Origin of the sequence: Sphingomonas bisphenolicum (assembly GCF_024349785.1) — a bacterium.
In the GTDB taxonomy this organism is placed as follows: Bacteria; Pseudomonadota; Alphaproteobacteria; order Sphingomonadales; family Sphingomonadaceae; genus Sphingobium; species Sphingobium bisphenolicum.
Genome location: NZ_AP018818.1, coordinates 667,320 through 682,500, shown reverse-complemented (window position 1 = coordinate 682,500; position 15,181 = coordinate 667,320). Strand labels below are relative to the sequence as shown.

The window sequence follows — 15,181 nt, the reverse complement described above, 5'->3', positions numbered from 1 at the left end:
CGGACGATCGATCAAATGTCGTACACACAAGATTATCTGGCTGAGTTTAATAACCACACCGATACAGCTGACGGCAAATGCTACCCAGTATTGTCGTTGGTGGTGTGGACTCTCAAGCGTGAGGTAAGGGCATCTGGTGAATGCCTTGGCATGTACAGGCGATGAAGGACGTGGCACGCTGCGATAAGCGTGGGGGAGCCGTGAGCAGGCTTTGATCCCGCGATTTCCGAATGGGATAACCCACCTTCACCATTTAAGACTGGTCCTGAGCAATCAGGATCCGTGTTAAATGGGAGAGGTATCACTAAGCTGAATAAAATAGGCTTTGGTGAAGCGAACCCGGAGAACTGAAACATCTCAGTACCCGGAGGAAAAGACATCAACCGAGATTCCGTTAGTAGTGGCGAGCGAACGCGGACCAGGCCAGCGCCTGGGATATAATTAGCAGAAGTCTCTGGAAAGGGACGCCATAGCGGGTGACAGCCCCGTATGCGAAAATGATATCTCAGGACTTGAGTAGGGCGGAGCACGTGAAACTCTGTCTGAACATGGGGGGACCACCCTCCAAGCCTAAATACTCGTACATGACCGATAGTGAACCAGTACCGTGAGGGAAAGGTGAAAAGCACCCCGATGAGGGGAGTGAAACAGTACCTGAAACCGGATGCCTACAAGCAGTGGGAGGGTCCTTGAGACCTGACCGCGTACCTCTTGCATAATGGGTCTGTGACTTAGTGTATCAAGCAAGCTTAAGCCGTTAGGTGTAGGCGCAGCGAAAGCGAGTCTGAATAGGGCGACCATAGTTTGATGCATTAGACCCGAAACCCGGCGATCTATGCATGACCAGGTTGAAGGTGCGGTAACACGCACTGGAGGACCGAACCGTTCAATGTTGAAAAATTGTCGGATGAGTTGTGCTTAGGGGTGAAAGGCCAATCAAGCCGGGAAATAGCTGGTTCTCCGCGAAATCTATTGAGGTAGAGCGTCGGATGATTGCCGTTGGGGGTAGAGCACTGGATGGTTGCGGGGGTCGCGAGATCTACCAATACTAACCAAACTCCGAATACCAACGAGTCTAGTCCGGCAGACAGACGGCGGGTGCTAAGGTCCGTCGTCAAAAGGGAAACAGCCCTAACCTACAGCTAAGGTCCCCAAGTCATCACTAAGTGGGAAAGCATGTGGGATTTCCAAAACAACCAGGAGGTTGGCTTAGAAGCAGCCATCCTTTAAAGAAAGCGTAACAGCTCACTGGTCTAAATAAGAGATCCTGCGGCGAAGATGTAACGGGGCTAAAGTGATGCACCGAAGCTTAGGGTGTGATCTTATGATCACGCGGTAGCGGAGCGTTCCGTAGGCCGTTGAAGCGGAAGGGTAACCGACCGTGGAGGTATCGGAAGTGCGAATGCAGACATGAGTAGCGATTAACAGTGTGAGATGCACTGTCGCCGAAATTCCAAGGGTTCCTGCTTAAAGCTAATCTGAGCAGGGTAAGCCGGCCCCTAAGACGAGCCCGAAGGGGGTAGTCGATGGGAACCACGTTAATATTCGTGGGCCTGGAGGTGTGTGACGGATGCCGTAACTGGTCAGGGCTTATTGGATTGCTCCTGGCTGGGAAGGTGTCCCAGGAAATAGCCCCTCCGTATAGACCGTACCCTAAACCGACACAGGTGGAATGGTAGAGTATACCAAGGCGTTTGAGAGAAGTATCCTGAAGGAACTCGGCAAATTGCCTCCGTACCTTCGGAAGAAGGAGGCCCCATCTAAACGCAAGTTCTGATGGGGGGCACAGGCCAGGGGGTAGCGACTGTTTAGCAAAAACACAGGGCTCTGCTAAGTCGGCTTCAAGACGACGTATAGGGCCTGACGCCTGCCCGGTGCCTGAAGGTTAAGAGGAGGAGTGCAAGCTCTGAATTGAAGCCCAGGTAAACGGCGGCCGTAACTATAACGGTCCTAAGGTAGCGAAATTCCTTGTCGGGTAAGTTCCGACCTGCACGAATGGCGTAACGACTTCCCCACTGTCTCCAGGATATGCTCAGCGAAATTGAATTCTCCGTGAAGATGCGGAGTACCCGCGGTTAGACGGAAAGACCCCGTGCACCTTTACTGCAACTTCAGAGTGGCATTAGGAAAGAGCTGTGTAGCATAGGTGGGAGGCTTTGAAGCATCGACGCCAGTTGATGTGGAGCCATAGGTGAAATACCACCCTGCTGTTTTCTGATGTCTAACCTCGTACCGTTATCCGGTACAGGGACCCTCTGTGGTGGGTAGTTTGACTGGGGCGGTCGCCTCCTAAAGAGTAACGGAGGCGCGCGATGGTGGGCTCAGGACGGTTGGAAACCGTCTGTTAGAGTGCAATGGCATAAGCCCGCCTGACTGCGAGACTGACAAGTCGAGCAGAGACGAAAGTCGGTCATAGTGATCCGGTGGTCCCTCGTGGAAGGGCCATCGCTCAACGGATAAAAGGTACGCCGGGGATAACAGGCTGATGATTCCCAAGAGCTCATATCGACGGAATCGTTTGGCACCTCGATGTCGGCTCATCACATCCTGGGGCTGGAGCAGGTCCCAAGGGTTTGGCTGTTCGCCAATTAAAGTGGTACGTGAGCTGGGTTCAGAACGTCGCGAGACAGTTTGGTCCCTATCTGCCGTGGGCGTCGAAATTTGAGAGGAGTTGACCCTAGTACGAGAGGACCGGGTTGAACATACCTCTGGTGTACCAGTCGTTCCGCCAGGAGCGCAGCTGGGTAGCTATGTATGGACGGGATAACCGCTGAAAGCATCTAAGCGGGAAGCCTCCCTCAAGATAAGATTTCTTAGGACGGTCGAAGACCACGACCTTGATAGATCGGATGTGGAAGTGCGGTAACGCATGAAGCTAACCGATACTAATTGTCCTATTCGCGCTTAAGAGTCCCACCATCAACGACAGCACTGGTCTCCAGCGCATGTCAGCGATCGTAGGTTGTTAAGCCAGCCCAGATATATGTTTATATACGAACCAAAATGTGCACGGCATCGATCAAAAACCCATATATGCGCCAGCTTCATTGCTTGGTGACCATAGCGTCTGTGACCCACCCGATCCCATCCCGAACTCGGCCGTGAAACCAGTCTGCGCCGATGGTACTATTGCTCAAGCACTGGAAGAGTAGGGCGTCGCCAGGCATTGAAGCTCGCGCATATATCGGAACACAAAAACCCATTCACAACGTCTTTTGCGATCTCTGGTCGTGCCTCTGGCGCGGGATGGAGCAGCCCGGTAGCTCGTCAGGCTCATAACCTGAAGGTCGCAGGTTCAAATCCTGCTCCCGCAACCAACTCAAACTACATTTACCGGGGATAATGTAGTCTGACACCAATGATCTCTCATCCGGATAAGCGATAGTACCGTTCACGGCTGCCTTTGGGCGGCCTTTTTGCTGTCGGCAGATCGCGATAATGCCAGCAAGATCGCCGCGAATATCGATTTTCGTATGGTCTTCCCCTTCCGGCGAAATCGAGATCGACTTAAGCATGGAATGCAGGATCTCGCGTGCCTGGAGACGCGAGCCTTCGTCCATACCCAGGATAGCTGCGTGCAGCCCATCGAGTTGTCGATGATAATGAACCGCCATGTTTGGGTGCAGTATCGGAGGCGGCGCCTCGCTCAGTTCCAGCTCGCACTCGAGATCTTTCTGCCGCGCTTCAAGAGCAACCATCTTGGCATTGATCTTCTCTGCGGCACCGCCTCGCAAGATCAGATTGTTGATTGCTGCTGAGAAGTGACCCGGGGAAGCCAGTAATTTCCACTGAGAAGTGACCCATGTTTGAACACGTCCCTGGCTTTGAGCGGGGGACCATGGAGTGTTGGACATGGCATTATTGAGCGTTATCCGGCGCTGGCATTACCGCGATCATCTGTCGATCCGGGAGATAGCCAAGCGCACCGGTCTATCCCGCAACAGCGTCCGTAAGTATCTGCGGTCGGACACAGTCGAGCCGCAGTTCAAGGTGCCTGAGCGGCCGAGCAAGCTGGACCCGTTCGTCGAGCGACTGACGACCTGGCTCAGACGAGAGATGGGCCGTTCGCGCAAGCAGAAGCGAACCGTGAAGCAGTTGCATGCCGATCTGGTGAGCCTGGGCTTTGATGGATCCTATGGCCGTGTCGCGGCCTTTGCTCGTGCCTGGCGCGATGATTATCGCCGGCAGCAGCAGGTGAGCGGACGCGGCACCTTCGTGCCGCTGTCGTTTGCGCCGGGTGAGGCGTTCCAGTTCGACTGGAGCGAGGACTGGGCGATCATCGATGGCGTGCGCACCAAGCTGCAGGTGGCGCACTTCAAGCTCAGCTACAGCCGTGCCTTCTTCGTGCGGGCCTATCTCCTTCAGACCCACGAGATGCTGTTCGATGCCCATAATCATGCGTTCCGCGTGCTGGGCGGGGTGCCGCGGCGCGGCATCTACGACAACATGCGCACCGCGGTCGACAAGGTCGGACGCGGCAAGGAACGGACCGTCAATGCCCGCTTCCTGACGATGGTCAGCCATTATCTGTTCGAGGCCGAGTTCTGTAATCCGGCAGCGGGCTGGGAGAAGGGCCAGGTCGAGAAGAACGTGCAGGATGCGCGCCATCGGCTCTGGCAGCCTGTTCCCCAGACCGAGACGCTCGACGCGTTGAACATCTGGCTTGAAGCGCGCTGCAAGGCGCTGTGGCAGGATATCCCACATGGTGTTGAGCTTGGTTCGGTCGCCGATGCCTGGGCCGATGAGGTGGCGAGCCTGATGCCGATGGGACGGCCGTTCGACGGCTTCGTCGAGTATGGCAAGCGGGTCTCACCGACCTGCCTCGTCCATCTGGAGCGTAATCGCTACAGCGTTCCGGCGTCCTTCGCCAACCGTCCTGTCAGCGTGCGGCTCTACCCGGACCGCTTCCTCGTCGTCGCAGAGGGGCAGCTGCTATGTGAACATCAGCGGATCATCGATCGATCCCATGATGGGCCGGGACGCACTGTTTATGACTGGCGCCATTATCTGGCGGTCGTCCAGCGCAAGCCTGGCGCCCTGCGCAACGGCGCGCCGTTCCTCGAGATGCCTGAGGCCTTCCAGCGGTTACAGCGCCATCTGCTGCGATCCCCCGGCGGCGACAGGGAGATGGTCGAGATTCTTGCGCTGGTGCTGCATCATGATGAGCAGGTCGTGCTGATGGCGGTCACCATGGCGCTGGAGGCCGGTGTTCCGACCAAGACTCATATCCTCAACCTTTTGCACCGGCTGATCGACGGTAAGCCGCTGACAACACCGCCGATCACGGCGCCACAGGCGCTAAGACTGGTCAGCGAGCCGATGGCCAATGTGGAACGCTATGACGCCCTGCGTCGGGAGAACCGCCATGCGTCATGATCCCGCCAGCGGCGCCATCATCGTCATGCTGCGCAGCCTCAAGATGCATGGCATGGCTCAGGCCGTCACCGATCTCATGGAGCAGGGCGCGCCAGCGTTCGATGCGGCGGTTCCGATCCTGTCACAACTGCTCAAGGCGGAGACCGCCGAACGGGAGGTGCGATCGGTATCCTATCAGCTCAAGGCCGCACGGTTCCCAGCCTATCGCGACCTAGCGGGCTTCGACTTTGCCAGCAGCGAGGTCAACGAGGCGCTGGTTCGCCAGCTCCACCGCTGCGAGTTTATGGATGTTGCCGACAATATCGTGCTGGTCGGCGGCCCCGGCACGGGCAAGACCCATATCGCCACGGCCCTGGGCGTCCAGGCCATCGAGCATCACCGCAAACGGGTGCGGTTCTTCTCCACGGTCGAGCTCGTCAACGCGCTCGAACAGGAGAAGGCCCAGGGCAAGGCGGGCCAGATCGCCGGAAGGCTCGCCCACTCCGATCTCGTGATCCTCGACGAACTTGGCTATCTGCCGTTCAGCGCCTCAGGCGGTGCACTGCTGTTCCACCTGCTGAGCAAACTCTACGAGCGCACCAGCGTCATCATCACCACTAACCTGAGCTTCAGCGAATGGGCCACCGTCTTCGGTGACGCCAAAATGACCACCGCGCTCCTCGATCGGCTCACCCATCACTGCCACATCCTTGAGACCGGGAACGACAGCTTCCGCTTCAAGAACAGCTCGGCTCAGCAGCCCAAAACCAGAAAGGAGAAAACCCCATCTTGACCCACCCCTGACATCCGAAACATAATCGCAAGGTGGGTCACTTCTCGATGAAAACCCCGGGTCACTTCTCAGCAGCAATCAACAGCGCCCAATAACGACGGCGTTGTGGTGGCTAATGATCCGGGCATTGGCAGCGCGCCAATCATGTCCAACGTGCCGCTGATGACCGGTTTCAATGCGGATGAAGGAACTGTGTTCGGCGTGCCGAAAAGTCCAGCGGCATTCGAGGAATATGTGAAAAGTCGCTACGGTGATTTTGCAGATCGCTTTCTCGTGCTCTATCCGCACTCAACAAATACCGAGATCGACCTTTCCGTCAAAGAGATCAGCCGCGATCGTTACATGGCAAATCTTTTGGTATGGACAAGGGATCGAGTGGGTAGTTCGGGCCAGCCAGTTTATCCCTATCTCTACGACCATCCTTATCCTGCCGCGATAGGAGGAACAGCCTTTGGCGCATTTCATACGGCGAGCATTCCTTATCTTTTTGGCAATCTCGGCATGGGGCCACGAACGTTCACAGGAAAGGATGCGACTGTCTCACTACAACTGCAGGATCATCTGATCGCCTTTATGAAAAATGGATCGCCGGCGACAGGAACATCGTCCTGGGCGCGTCTTACCGCCGATGGCTCACTTGTAATGGGATTGGGCGATACTCTCGGTCCCCGTCCCGCCGTTTCATCGCCAGCGAGACTAGCGACATTTCAGGCATATCTGAAAGCGGGTGGAAAATTGTCACTTTTTTAGGTGTCTTGTTCTAAGATATTGTTGGTACATGACGAAGAGTGACGTCGCGGATCACGCTTGGCCCTTTGTCGCCCATGCTGAAGCAGTGTCGTGATGATGTAGATTCATCACCAGGCCAGAAAAACCGCGCCTGCTGCGCGGGCAGAAATCACTTGTTTCATCGAACTCGCCAATGTGGTGGCCCAAGCGCAATGACATTAGCTACGAGGCGATCGTAACCACGGCGCCGAGGCTGCCCTGCGCAGTTACGCGATGAAGGGTTGATTGCCGCTCGTGTGTGGATGCCTTCCAGATTGCAATGTGATTTTCTGAGACTTTGCTTGACAGAGCGCTTCATCGGTCGCGTGTCAGGCCGCTTGGGTGGCTTGCTGTCGCCATGAGCCGTTATGCAGTTCGAGCGATCTGGGCCACATCGGTTCAGCGAGCTTGGTTTGCTCTCGCCCCGGGACTGGTTAGCCGTATCGTGAACATTGAAGCCCTTGCCGCATAGTATCAGTCGATCTCCTTGTCGGGATCGAGGCTCCGAGCGCTATGGCAGTTACACCATCACGCCAAACGATAGTCTTCCTCGCGGGTCATCATCGCCCAGATTGTCCGCGCCATTTTAATAGTGACGATACAGCGCGGCTGCTCCTTGAGCAGTATCCCCAGTTTGGGCCGAGATCGTCCTATTATATAGAACCGACCCTGCTGGATCAGTGGCACAGACCTGGAAGCTGCGCTTCGCCAGGTCGATCGACAGCATGTGAGCATTCGCCATATGCTCCTCCTATGACGCCAATGAGCATCATACGATGTCCGGTGAAGGGAGGCATCCACCGCATCAGTTCATTCCAGTCTTGACTGCAACCCTTTATTAGTATAGGCGTTCTAGTTCAATTTTTGCGGATTGCTCGTTATCCCTTTTCCAATTTGAATGGCTGAAGGACATTTCATAGCGGGGGATTATCACGCAATTGATAGAGCTGTGCGATGTTAAGCGCAGCTGTTCGAGGAGCCTGAAGCCAGTCATGAACAGAAATGCGATCGCGATAAGCCTCGATCTGATCAATCGCCATTACCAAGAGCCTAACCGCAACCGGTACGAAAGCAGGTATTTCTGGGAGGAGCTTTACAAGCTGATCTCTGCATCCGGCTTCTCAGGTATAGAGATTCCCTATGAACCGGTTTGGCAATTCGGCGGCCGTAGCGGCGTACCATTCAACCGCTATTGCGTGAACACCAAGTACGGCAATGCGGCTAATTATCGCTCGCTTCTTAGCGTAAGCGGAATTAACCATGTCACTGGGATCACCTTCGATCCCAACATGTTCATGCGCAACGACAATCTCAATTTCTATTTCGGTGCGACCGGCCATTTCGCTAACGAAGCTCTGGCCCATGCAGCGGACCTGGACGCCGATTACTTCGCCATCAGCCCTTCGCCCTACTACGGGCGCATCGCGCAATATCATCCTGATATTGAGAATATGAAAGAGACCTTCACCGCGCGTACGATCGAACTGCTAGGAGGGCTTGCCTCCAAGGCGAGCGAACTTGGGGTCACGCTCGTTGTTCGCAACGAATATTGGAGTTTGTTTGGTGGCGAGAGGGTTCTACCGCTGGTCGATGCGCTGCCCGACAATGCGAAGCTGGACCTCGACACGGCAAGCCTGTTCGTAGCAGGGGGCTCGGCTGCGAATTTTCTTGAGACGCAGATCGATCGGATCGGCTGCGTGCATCTGACCGATACTAACTTCGTCGATACGCAACAGGTTTGGAAAACGCCCAATCCCGAGTTCCCGAGCGATTATGCAACGCAGGTCTTCCGCGATCCGGGGACTGGATCGGTCGATCTGGTGTAAGTCACCGCGTTGCTCGACAAGCTGAACTATCGAGGACCGGTCATCTGCAGCGCCCGCCAGACGAGAGATCCTTTTCGTGCGCTGCTAAGAATCCGCGCCTTGCTTAACCAATTTCAGAAATAAGTCGGACGGAGACGCCGCGATGTCAAATATTCGCTATGCCAATATGGCCCACTGGAAAGCAATTCCATATCGGAAGATCAAGAACTTTCGCGAATTCTACTATGAAGACAATACCAATAGTGCATATTATTCCAGTTGGGATCATATCCTGAAATACCAGTCTGCACTTGGCTTTGACGGGATCGAAATCGCGCCCTGGGACTTGGCGGATATCCTGCCGCTGTTCGGTTCGCCTGAAAATTTCACTCAATTCGCAAAAGATCGCGGCGTGAGCGTGATTGGAATGTTCCACGGCGCACATGCTTCCCATGCACAAGATCATTTTGAGGAGGCCGTTCGCTCCGGGCGCGAGGCCGTCGACACGATCGTGAAGTTCGGTGGCACCTATATGAACACCTGCCCGACCCAGAATTATTATGGAACGGGGCCTTTAAGCAGGGAAGAGGTGCAGCAATGTGCCAAGGTAATGAACGAGATCGGCCGCTATGCGACCGATAACGGGGTAAAAATCGGCCTGCATAATGAGTTCTTTTGCGCGATCAATCTGCCGAACCATCGTGAACTGATCGAGCTGACAGATCCGAAGCTGGTACATTACTGCATCGATGCCGCGCAGATCGCGATCATGGGCGAAGATTTGCTGAAGTTCTACAGCGACTATCATGAACGCATCAGTACGTTTCACCTCAAGGATACGGCTTCTGCAAAGCAGCCCGACAGCGTGCGCTATGCCCAAGATCCCGAAATCACCGATGACGGTACACGCTGGTTCTGGGAGCCGGGCCAGGGCGAACTTGATCTGAAGGGCCTCTATCGGCTGCTTAAGCAGCACGACTTCAAGGGCTGGATGTCTATCGAATATGATGGCTCGCCGGACCTGCTCGCTTCGATGGCGCTGACGCGCTATTACCTTGATAACGAATTACGGCCGATCTACGACTGAACGCCAGTCATCAGGATATGGAATAGGCGCCAGAGTTTACACATCATGCATTTTCGGCATCGGACGTAGGGGATCAGAGGAAAGCAGGCGGAATTTACCAACCCACCTGTCCTTCCTGTGGAGGCGCCCTGCGCCCGCTCGGGCAGGACAGCGACGAGATGCTCGATGTCGCGCCGGTGCAATGGCGCGTCATCCGCACTGTCCGTCCTAAATATAGCTGCCGATCCTGCGAGCAGATCGTGCAAGCCCCGGCGCCCGTAAAGGCGATTGCCCAGGGCAAGGCCAGCTTCGCCACACTCGCCCATGTCGTCGTCGCCAAGTTCGATCATCATCTCCCCCTCTATCGCCAGGCCGAGATGATGGCGGCACAAGGCCTCGATATCGGCCGATCGACGCTGGCAGGCTGGGCAGCACAGTAAGCGTGGGCTGGAGGCCGCAGATCAGGCGGCTTCGGCGATCGGTTGCTGATCTGGCTGCCAGTTCCAAGGCATGAGTTCATCCCAGCGCGCGGCAGGCCAGTCGCCAGCGATCTTGGCGATGACATCGGCGATGTAGGCCTGCGGTTCGAGGCCATTGAGCTTGGCAGTCTCGATGATGGAGTAGATGGCAGCGGCCTGATCACCGCCCGCCTTTGATCCTGCAAACAGCCAGTTTTTGCGGCCCAGGGCCACGCAGCGCATGGCGCGCTCCGCAATGTTGTTATCAATCTCCAGTCGGCCATCGTCGAGGAAGCGCGTGAGCGCGACCCAGCGCTTGCGGCCATAAGCGATCGCCTTGGCCATCTCCGACTTGGGCGAAAGACGGCGCAGCGCATCGTCGAGCGCCTCGTGCAGTTCGTCGATCAATGGCTTGGTGCGGTCCTGTCGGCTTCGTCGTCGGATATCAGGCTGATGGCCGCGAACCTCTGCTTCGATCTCATAGAGTTGGCCGATGCGTTCCAGCAGATCAGTGGTGAGCGGTGTCGGCTTGGTCGCGTGGATGTCGAATATCTTGCGGCGGAAATGCGCCCAGCAGGCGACCTCGGTGACGCGGTTGGTGTCGTAGAGCTTGTCGTATCCGGCATAGCCGTCCGCCTGAAGATAGCCGGTGAAACTGGCCAGCTGCCGTTGGGGATGTGCGCCTGTCCGGTCGGTGGTGAACTCATACCAGACCAACGGCGGTGAGGTCGCACCAGAACCGCGATCGTCGACGGCATAGGCCCAGAGCCTGCCGGTTGCCGTCTTGCCACGTCCCGGATCGAGCATAGGGACCGGCGTATCGTCGGTGTGAATCTTTGAAGCCGTCAGTCCGACCTCGCGGATGCGACTGACGATCGGGTCGAGCAGCACGGATGCTTGCCCGACCCACCCTGCCAGCGTCGAGCGGTCGATCTCGATGCCTTGGGCGGCCATTATCTCGGCCTGACGGTAAAGCGGCAGATGATGGTCGAACTTGGAGACGACGACATGGGCCAGCGTGCCGAAGGTCGCCTTGCCCCGCGCTATCGCCTTTACCGGCGCGGGCGCCTGCACGATCTTCTCGCAGGACCGGCAGCTATACTTGGGGCGGATGGTCCGAACGACGCGCCACTGCACCGGCACGGCATCGAGCATCTCGTCGCTATCCTGCCCCAGCGGCCGCAACGCGCCGCCGCAGTCGGGACAGGTGCAGTTACCCTGATCGGGCTCGATCCGCTGCTCCTCGCGCGGCAAATGAGCTGGCAGCGTCCGAACCGGTGATGGCCGATCGACGGCTACCGGATCGCCTCGACGCGCGGCGGCGACGATGGCCTCGCCTTCGAGCTCTTCAAGGGCCAGCTCAAGCTGAGCAATCTGGGTATCGAGCTTCTCAGACGACTTGCCGAACTGCATCCGCTTGAGGCGCGCGATCTGCACGCGCAGCGTGTCGATCAGGATGTCGCGGGCGGAAATATCGGCATGGGCGGCGGCCAATGCGGCTTCAAGCTCGGCGATCCGAGCGTCTTTATCAGGGGTGGAAAGGCCTGGGTCCGACACTGCATTTACATAGCAGATCAGCAGCAAAAATGCTAATAAAAGTGCCAGAAAATGGGCGCTTTACCCCGCCAATGAAGGGGTGAAAGTGCGTTCCGGTCGCCGCCAGTCGATGCCTTCCAATAGCATCGAAAGCTGGGCTGCGGTCATCACCACCGACCCCATCTTCGTCGACGGCCACACAAAGCGCCCTCGGTCCATCCGCTTGGAGAACAGGCACATGCCCTGGCCGTCATACCAGAGCAGCTTCACCAGATCGCCGCGCTTGCCGCGAAAGACGAATAGCGCGCCGGAATGCGGGCTTTGCTCCAGGACCTGCTGCGTCATCACGGCAAGGCCGTCAAAACCCTTGCGCATATCTGTCGCGCCGCAGGCCAGGAATATCCGCGTCGATGGTGGCAGCGGGATCATCGTGTCAGGACACCGATCACCCGCGACAGGGCATCGGCATCGACCGTGGCATCCACGCTCACCCTGATACCTGACGGCAGCTCGATGCCAATCACGCTGCCGCTGCGCGCCGCGAGCGTTGGGGCGGGCAAGGCTGGCTGCTCGCTGATCTGCACCTCCGCAAAAACGGGCTCGATCGGCTTGCGTACCCCGGCCAGTTCACCGGACATCGCCTGTCGCCGCCACGTGTAGATCGATCCGCTGCCGACATCATGGCGTTCACAGGCCGCGCGCACGCAGCCCTCCGGGCCAAATGCATCCCGCAGCACGGCCAGCTTCTGATCCACCGTCCAGCGCCGCCGGCCCGACACCCGGCTAACGACTTCTATCCGACTACTCATACGACCGCTCGTATGAGTAGTCGCTGCACAGCTCGCTGAATCCCCGATCTCGTCCGACACCCGCCACCCCGCTCAAAGAGCGGCAATCATCCCGGCGAATGCCCGGCATGCAAGGCGGCCGTCAGACCCCGCTTACGCAGCACAGGCCGCACATCTGCTTGATCCGATCGTCAGTCGCATCCGGGAGGAAGGGATCAAGGCCGGCAAGATCCATGTCGATGACACGCCCGTGCCCATGCTGATGCCCGGCAAGGGCAAGACGGTCCAGGCAAGGCTCTGGGCCTATGTCGTCGATGATCGTGCCGCTGGCGCATCCACGCCCGCGCTGACCTGGTATCGCTTCACCCCCGACCGCAGCGGCATCCACCCGCAAAGCGGGCTCAAGGACTTTACCGGGCTGCTGCAAGCTGATGCCTATGCTGGCTTTGACAAGCTCTACAGGAGCAACCGCATCCAGGAAGTCGCCTGCTGGGCGCATTTCCGGCGCAAGATATTCGAGAACCACGCCACCAGCCCGACGCCGTTGACCAGCAACCTGCTGGATCGGATCGCCGCTCTCTACCGGATCGAGGAAGAGTTACGCGGGCAGCCGCCTGACCAACGCCGCCGGCATCGCCAGGACAGAAGCAAGCCGATGTCATCGAGAAAATCGCTGGCGACTGGCCCGTTACTCGCTGGGATGAGCTCATGCCGTGGAATTGGCATCCGAGCGAGCAAGACGTCGCTCAAGCCGCATAGCGGTACTCAGGCCACGCTTACGATCAACTCGGGTGATGAGTTGAAGGACGTAGCGAAACGGGTTGATGACGGGTTGGGTTATGCCCACCGAAACCATGTTCCCGTTCGCTCTGGCAGAGTCCGGCGAGCCAGCGCTCATGCCAAAGGCCGACGCCCGTCACTGTTCTCAACAACACCTACCGGGCGATGGGAGCACGCCCGTCGGAGCCGTATCGGACGATGAGCGAGACGTTCGAATATTGAACGAAAAACAGGGCTTGCCGCAGTACGGCGCGCCCTGTCACTATGTGCTATTGTTTCGGCTTTAAGAAGCCCTTCGCTTTCATCCAGTCCATGAACTGGTCGAACCACATATCGCTTGTCGTATTTCTCTTACTCGCCCCGAAGCCGTGGCCGCCGCCTGAATAGAAATGCAGTTCGACCGACCCGCCTGCCTTTTTCCAGCTTTCGACTAATCCAAAGCCCTGATGGCCGAACAGCGGATCGTCACCCGCCAGCGCAACAAACATCGGTTGCGGCTTGGCCGGAGGTGTGACGGCGATCATTGCTCCGTAAATAGGTGCAATGAAGTCGGGCTGCGCGCCAGGCGCGTCGGCCAATGCGGTCGCCATGGTCGTAAATGCGCCCGCGGAAAAGCCGAGGATGCCGATACGTTTGGGGTCGATGCCCCATTTTGCCGCATTGGTCCTGATCAGGCGCAGCGCGGCCTGCGCATCGGGGCGAGCACGTTCGACCCCAGAACCAATCCGGGCACTGCTCGCCCGTTCATCACCGGGCGCGCCAATCCGGGCTGTGAGCGCTGACATAAATTCGGCGTTGTTTTCCGGCGTCGGCAATACGCGATATTTAAGAACAAAAGCCGCAACGCCGCGATCTGCCAGCGCTTGCGCGACACGCGTGCCCTCATTCTTGATCGACAGGAATTCGAACCCGCCTCCGGGTGCCACGATCACCGCTGCACCGGTCGCATTTGCCGCTTTTGGGAAAAATGGCGTTATCGTGGGCTTCGTTACATTGCGGACCCAATAATCGTCGGCGACACTTTCCCAAGTCTCTTTTTGCGTTGCCTTTTCCGAACCCGGCGCCGCATTTCCATAAAGCGCTATCGCGGTCGGCTCGGAAGGGGTTGGCAGCCGCGTGGGCTTAGGCGGATTCCATACCGCAGGTTTGGCTGCCATTGCAGGTATCGACAAGCTTAACGCGATGGCTGCAAAAACGATTGACCGCATCATATCAAAGCCTCTCTTTATTATCGGAAATTGTCCGGTGCTAAAAGTTCTCTAGCCTTGTCGAACGGCGCCAACCTCACTTTCCCGGTTGCCGCGAATTCGGTTCGTCGCATCGACAGCGTTTTAACGCCGTCACACATCAGCGTGTCGGGTCCGTAGCCCAACGTGATCGAGAACACGCGGCCTTTGCGGTAATCCTGCAACCATATTTGTGGATGGCTGGCGTTGATGCCCTTCATCACCTTCTTTTCTGAGATATAGACTCACTCGAAATATTTCGGCGCTGCTTTTGCGGGGGCGTAGCCATAAGCTGTCGCCAGGACGCGGACCTCGGCGTCTGGCGGGAAGGCCATGTTGACGTACATGTCCTCCGTGAAGGTCCAATTGATAGCGACGCAAGCCCAATGTCACCTGATTTGATGTTGTCGTTTTTGCATCAGCAACAGTTGACTGTTGTTCCGCCGATGCGTGGACCGTCATAAGCGCGGCGGCAAGCGCTCCACCAAACAATGAGCGACGGTTTACACTAGAATGATTGTTTGGACGCATGGCGGGTACCATGTCTGCAAAGGCGGTGACAACAGACGGGCTAGGCAGGTAAGTCGATCGCGTTGCCAACATGGT

General features: G+C 57.3%; 11 protein-coding genes, 1 tRNA gene, 2 rRNA genes and 2 pseudogenes. 11 read left to right on the top strand and 5 right to left on the bottom strand.

What is annotated here, in order from left to right:
* Positions 1–114: 114 nt before the first annotated feature.
* From SBA_RS21495 to SBA_RS21450, 10 genes and pseudogenes are all read left to right on the top strand, one after another.
* Positions 115–2,908, top strand: a 23S ribosomal RNA gene (locus SBA_RS21495).
* 142 nt (positions 2,909–3,050) lie between these two features.
* Positions 3,051–3,165 (top strand): 5S ribosomal RNA (gene rrf, locus SBA_RS21490).
* A gap of 75 nt (positions 3,166–3,240) precedes the next feature.
* Positions 3,241–3,317, top strand: a tRNA-Met gene (locus SBA_RS21485).
* A 99-nt stretch (positions 3,318–3,416) separates the two neighbouring features.
* The gene (locus SBA_RS21480) at positions 3,417–3,758 is read left to right on the top strand and encodes a hypothetical protein (protein ID WP_261936953.1); all 342 of its coding nucleotides are present in this window, start codon (positions 3,417–3,419) and stop codon (positions 3,756–3,758) included.
* Between the two features lie 94 nt (positions 3,759–3,852).
* Positions 3,853–5,376, top strand: a complete 1,524-nt coding sequence (gene istA, locus SBA_RS21475; protein WP_261936876.1) for an IS21 family transposase — start codon at positions 3,853–3,855, stop codon at positions 5,374–5,376.
* Positions 5,366–6,148, top strand: a complete 783-nt coding sequence (istB, locus tag SBA_RS21470; protein WP_261935982.1) for an IS21-like element helper ATPase IstB — start codon at positions 5,366–5,368, stop codon at positions 6,146–6,148. Before istA ends, istB begins: the two co-directional genes overlap by 11 nt.
* 108 nt (positions 6,149–6,256) lie before the next feature.
* The gene (locus tag SBA_RS21465; RefSeq protein ID WP_261936952.1) at positions 6,257–6,898 is read left to right on the top strand and encodes a carboxylesterase family protein; all 642 of its coding nucleotides are present in this window, start codon (positions 6,257–6,259) and stop codon (positions 6,896–6,898) included.
* 1,010 nt (positions 6,899–7,908) lie between these two features.
* Positions 7,909–8,742, top strand: a complete 834-nt coding sequence (locus SBA_RS21460; RefSeq protein WP_261936951.1) for a sugar phosphate isomerase/epimerase family protein — start codon at positions 7,909–7,911, stop codon at positions 8,740–8,742.
* A 142-nt stretch (positions 8,743–8,884) separates the two neighbouring features.
* Entirely contained in the window at positions 8,885–9,808 is a 924-nt protein-coding gene (locus tag SBA_RS21455) for a sugar phosphate isomerase/epimerase family protein (protein ID WP_261936950.1), read from the top strand.
* A gap of 104 nt (positions 9,809–9,912) precedes the next feature.
* A pseudogene (locus SBA_RS21450) lies at positions 9,913–10,224 on the top strand (IS66 family transposase zinc-finger binding domain-containing protein); the annotation flags it as partial.
* Between the two features lie 24 nt (positions 10,225–10,248).
* Here the strand turns inward: SBA_RS21450 and tnpC are convergent.
* The 3 genes from tnpC to tnpA form a co-directional block, all read right to left on the bottom strand.
* Entirely contained in the window at positions 10,249–11,760 is a 1,512-nt protein-coding gene (tnpC, locus tag SBA_RS21445) for an IS66 family transposase (protein ID WP_390902434.1), read from the bottom strand.
* Between the two features lie 102 nt (positions 11,761–11,862).
* Positions 11,863–12,210, bottom strand: coding sequence for an IS66 family insertion sequence element accessory protein TnpB (gene tnpB, locus SBA_RS21440; protein WP_104960066.1), 348 nt, complete (start codon positions 12,208–12,210; stop codon positions 11,863–11,865).
* Positions 12,207–12,590, bottom strand: coding sequence for an IS66-like element accessory protein TnpA (gene tnpA, locus SBA_RS21435; RefSeq protein ID WP_104960067.1), 384 nt, complete (start codon positions 12,588–12,590; stop codon positions 12,207–12,209). Before tnpA ends, tnpB begins: the two co-directional genes overlap by 4 nt.
* 73 nt (positions 12,591–12,663) lie before the next feature.
* On the opposite strand from tnpA, the pseudogene SBA_RS21430 reads away from it, so the two are divergent.
* Positions 12,664–13,328 (top strand): annotated as a pseudogene (locus tag SBA_RS21430) (IS66 family transposase); the annotation flags it as partial.
* 290 nt (positions 13,329–13,618) lie between these two features.
* Here the strand turns inward: SBA_RS21430 and SBA_RS21425 are convergent.
* Complete coding sequence (locus SBA_RS21425; protein WP_261936949.1) at positions 13,619–14,560, bottom strand: alpha/beta hydrolase; 942 nt, start codon at positions 14,558–14,560, stop codon at positions 13,619–13,621.
* Between the two features lie 17 nt (positions 14,561–14,577).
* Positions 14,578–14,796, bottom strand: coding sequence for a hypothetical protein (locus tag SBA_RS21420; protein WP_261936948.1), 219 nt, complete (start codon positions 14,794–14,796; stop codon positions 14,578–14,580).
* Positions 14,797–15,181: the final 385 nt, after the last annotated feature.

Coding starts and splice junctions, on each gene's coding strand:
- istA (WP_261936876.1), top strand. CDS start 3,853: ATGGCATTATTGAGCGTTATCCGGCGCTGGCATTACCGCGATCATCTG.
- istB (WP_261935982.1), top strand. CDS start 5,366: ATGCGTCATGATCCCGCCAGCGGCGCCATCATCGTCATGCTGCGCAGC.
- SBA_RS21460 (WP_261936951.1), top strand. CDS start 7,909: ATGAACAGAAATGCGATCGCGATAAGCCTCGATCTGATCAATCGCCAT.
- SBA_RS21455 (WP_261936950.1), top strand. CDS start 8,885: ATGTCAAATATTCGCTATGCCAATATGGCCCACTGGAAAGCAATTCCA.
- tnpB (WP_104960066.1), bottom strand. CDS start 12,210: ATGATCCCGCTGCCACCATCGACGCGGATATTCCTGGCCTGCGGCGCG.
- tnpA (WP_104960067.1), bottom strand. CDS start 12,590: ATGAGTAGTCGGATAGAAGTCGTTAGCCGGGTGTCGGGCCGGCGGCGC.
- SBA_RS21425 (WP_261936949.1), bottom strand. CDS start 14,560: ATGATGCGGTCAATCGTTTTTGCAGCCATCGCGTTAAGCTTGTCGATA.
- SBA_RS21420 (WP_261936948.1), bottom strand. CDS start 14,796: ATGAAGGGCATCAACGCCAGCCATCCACAAATATGGTTGCAGGATTAC.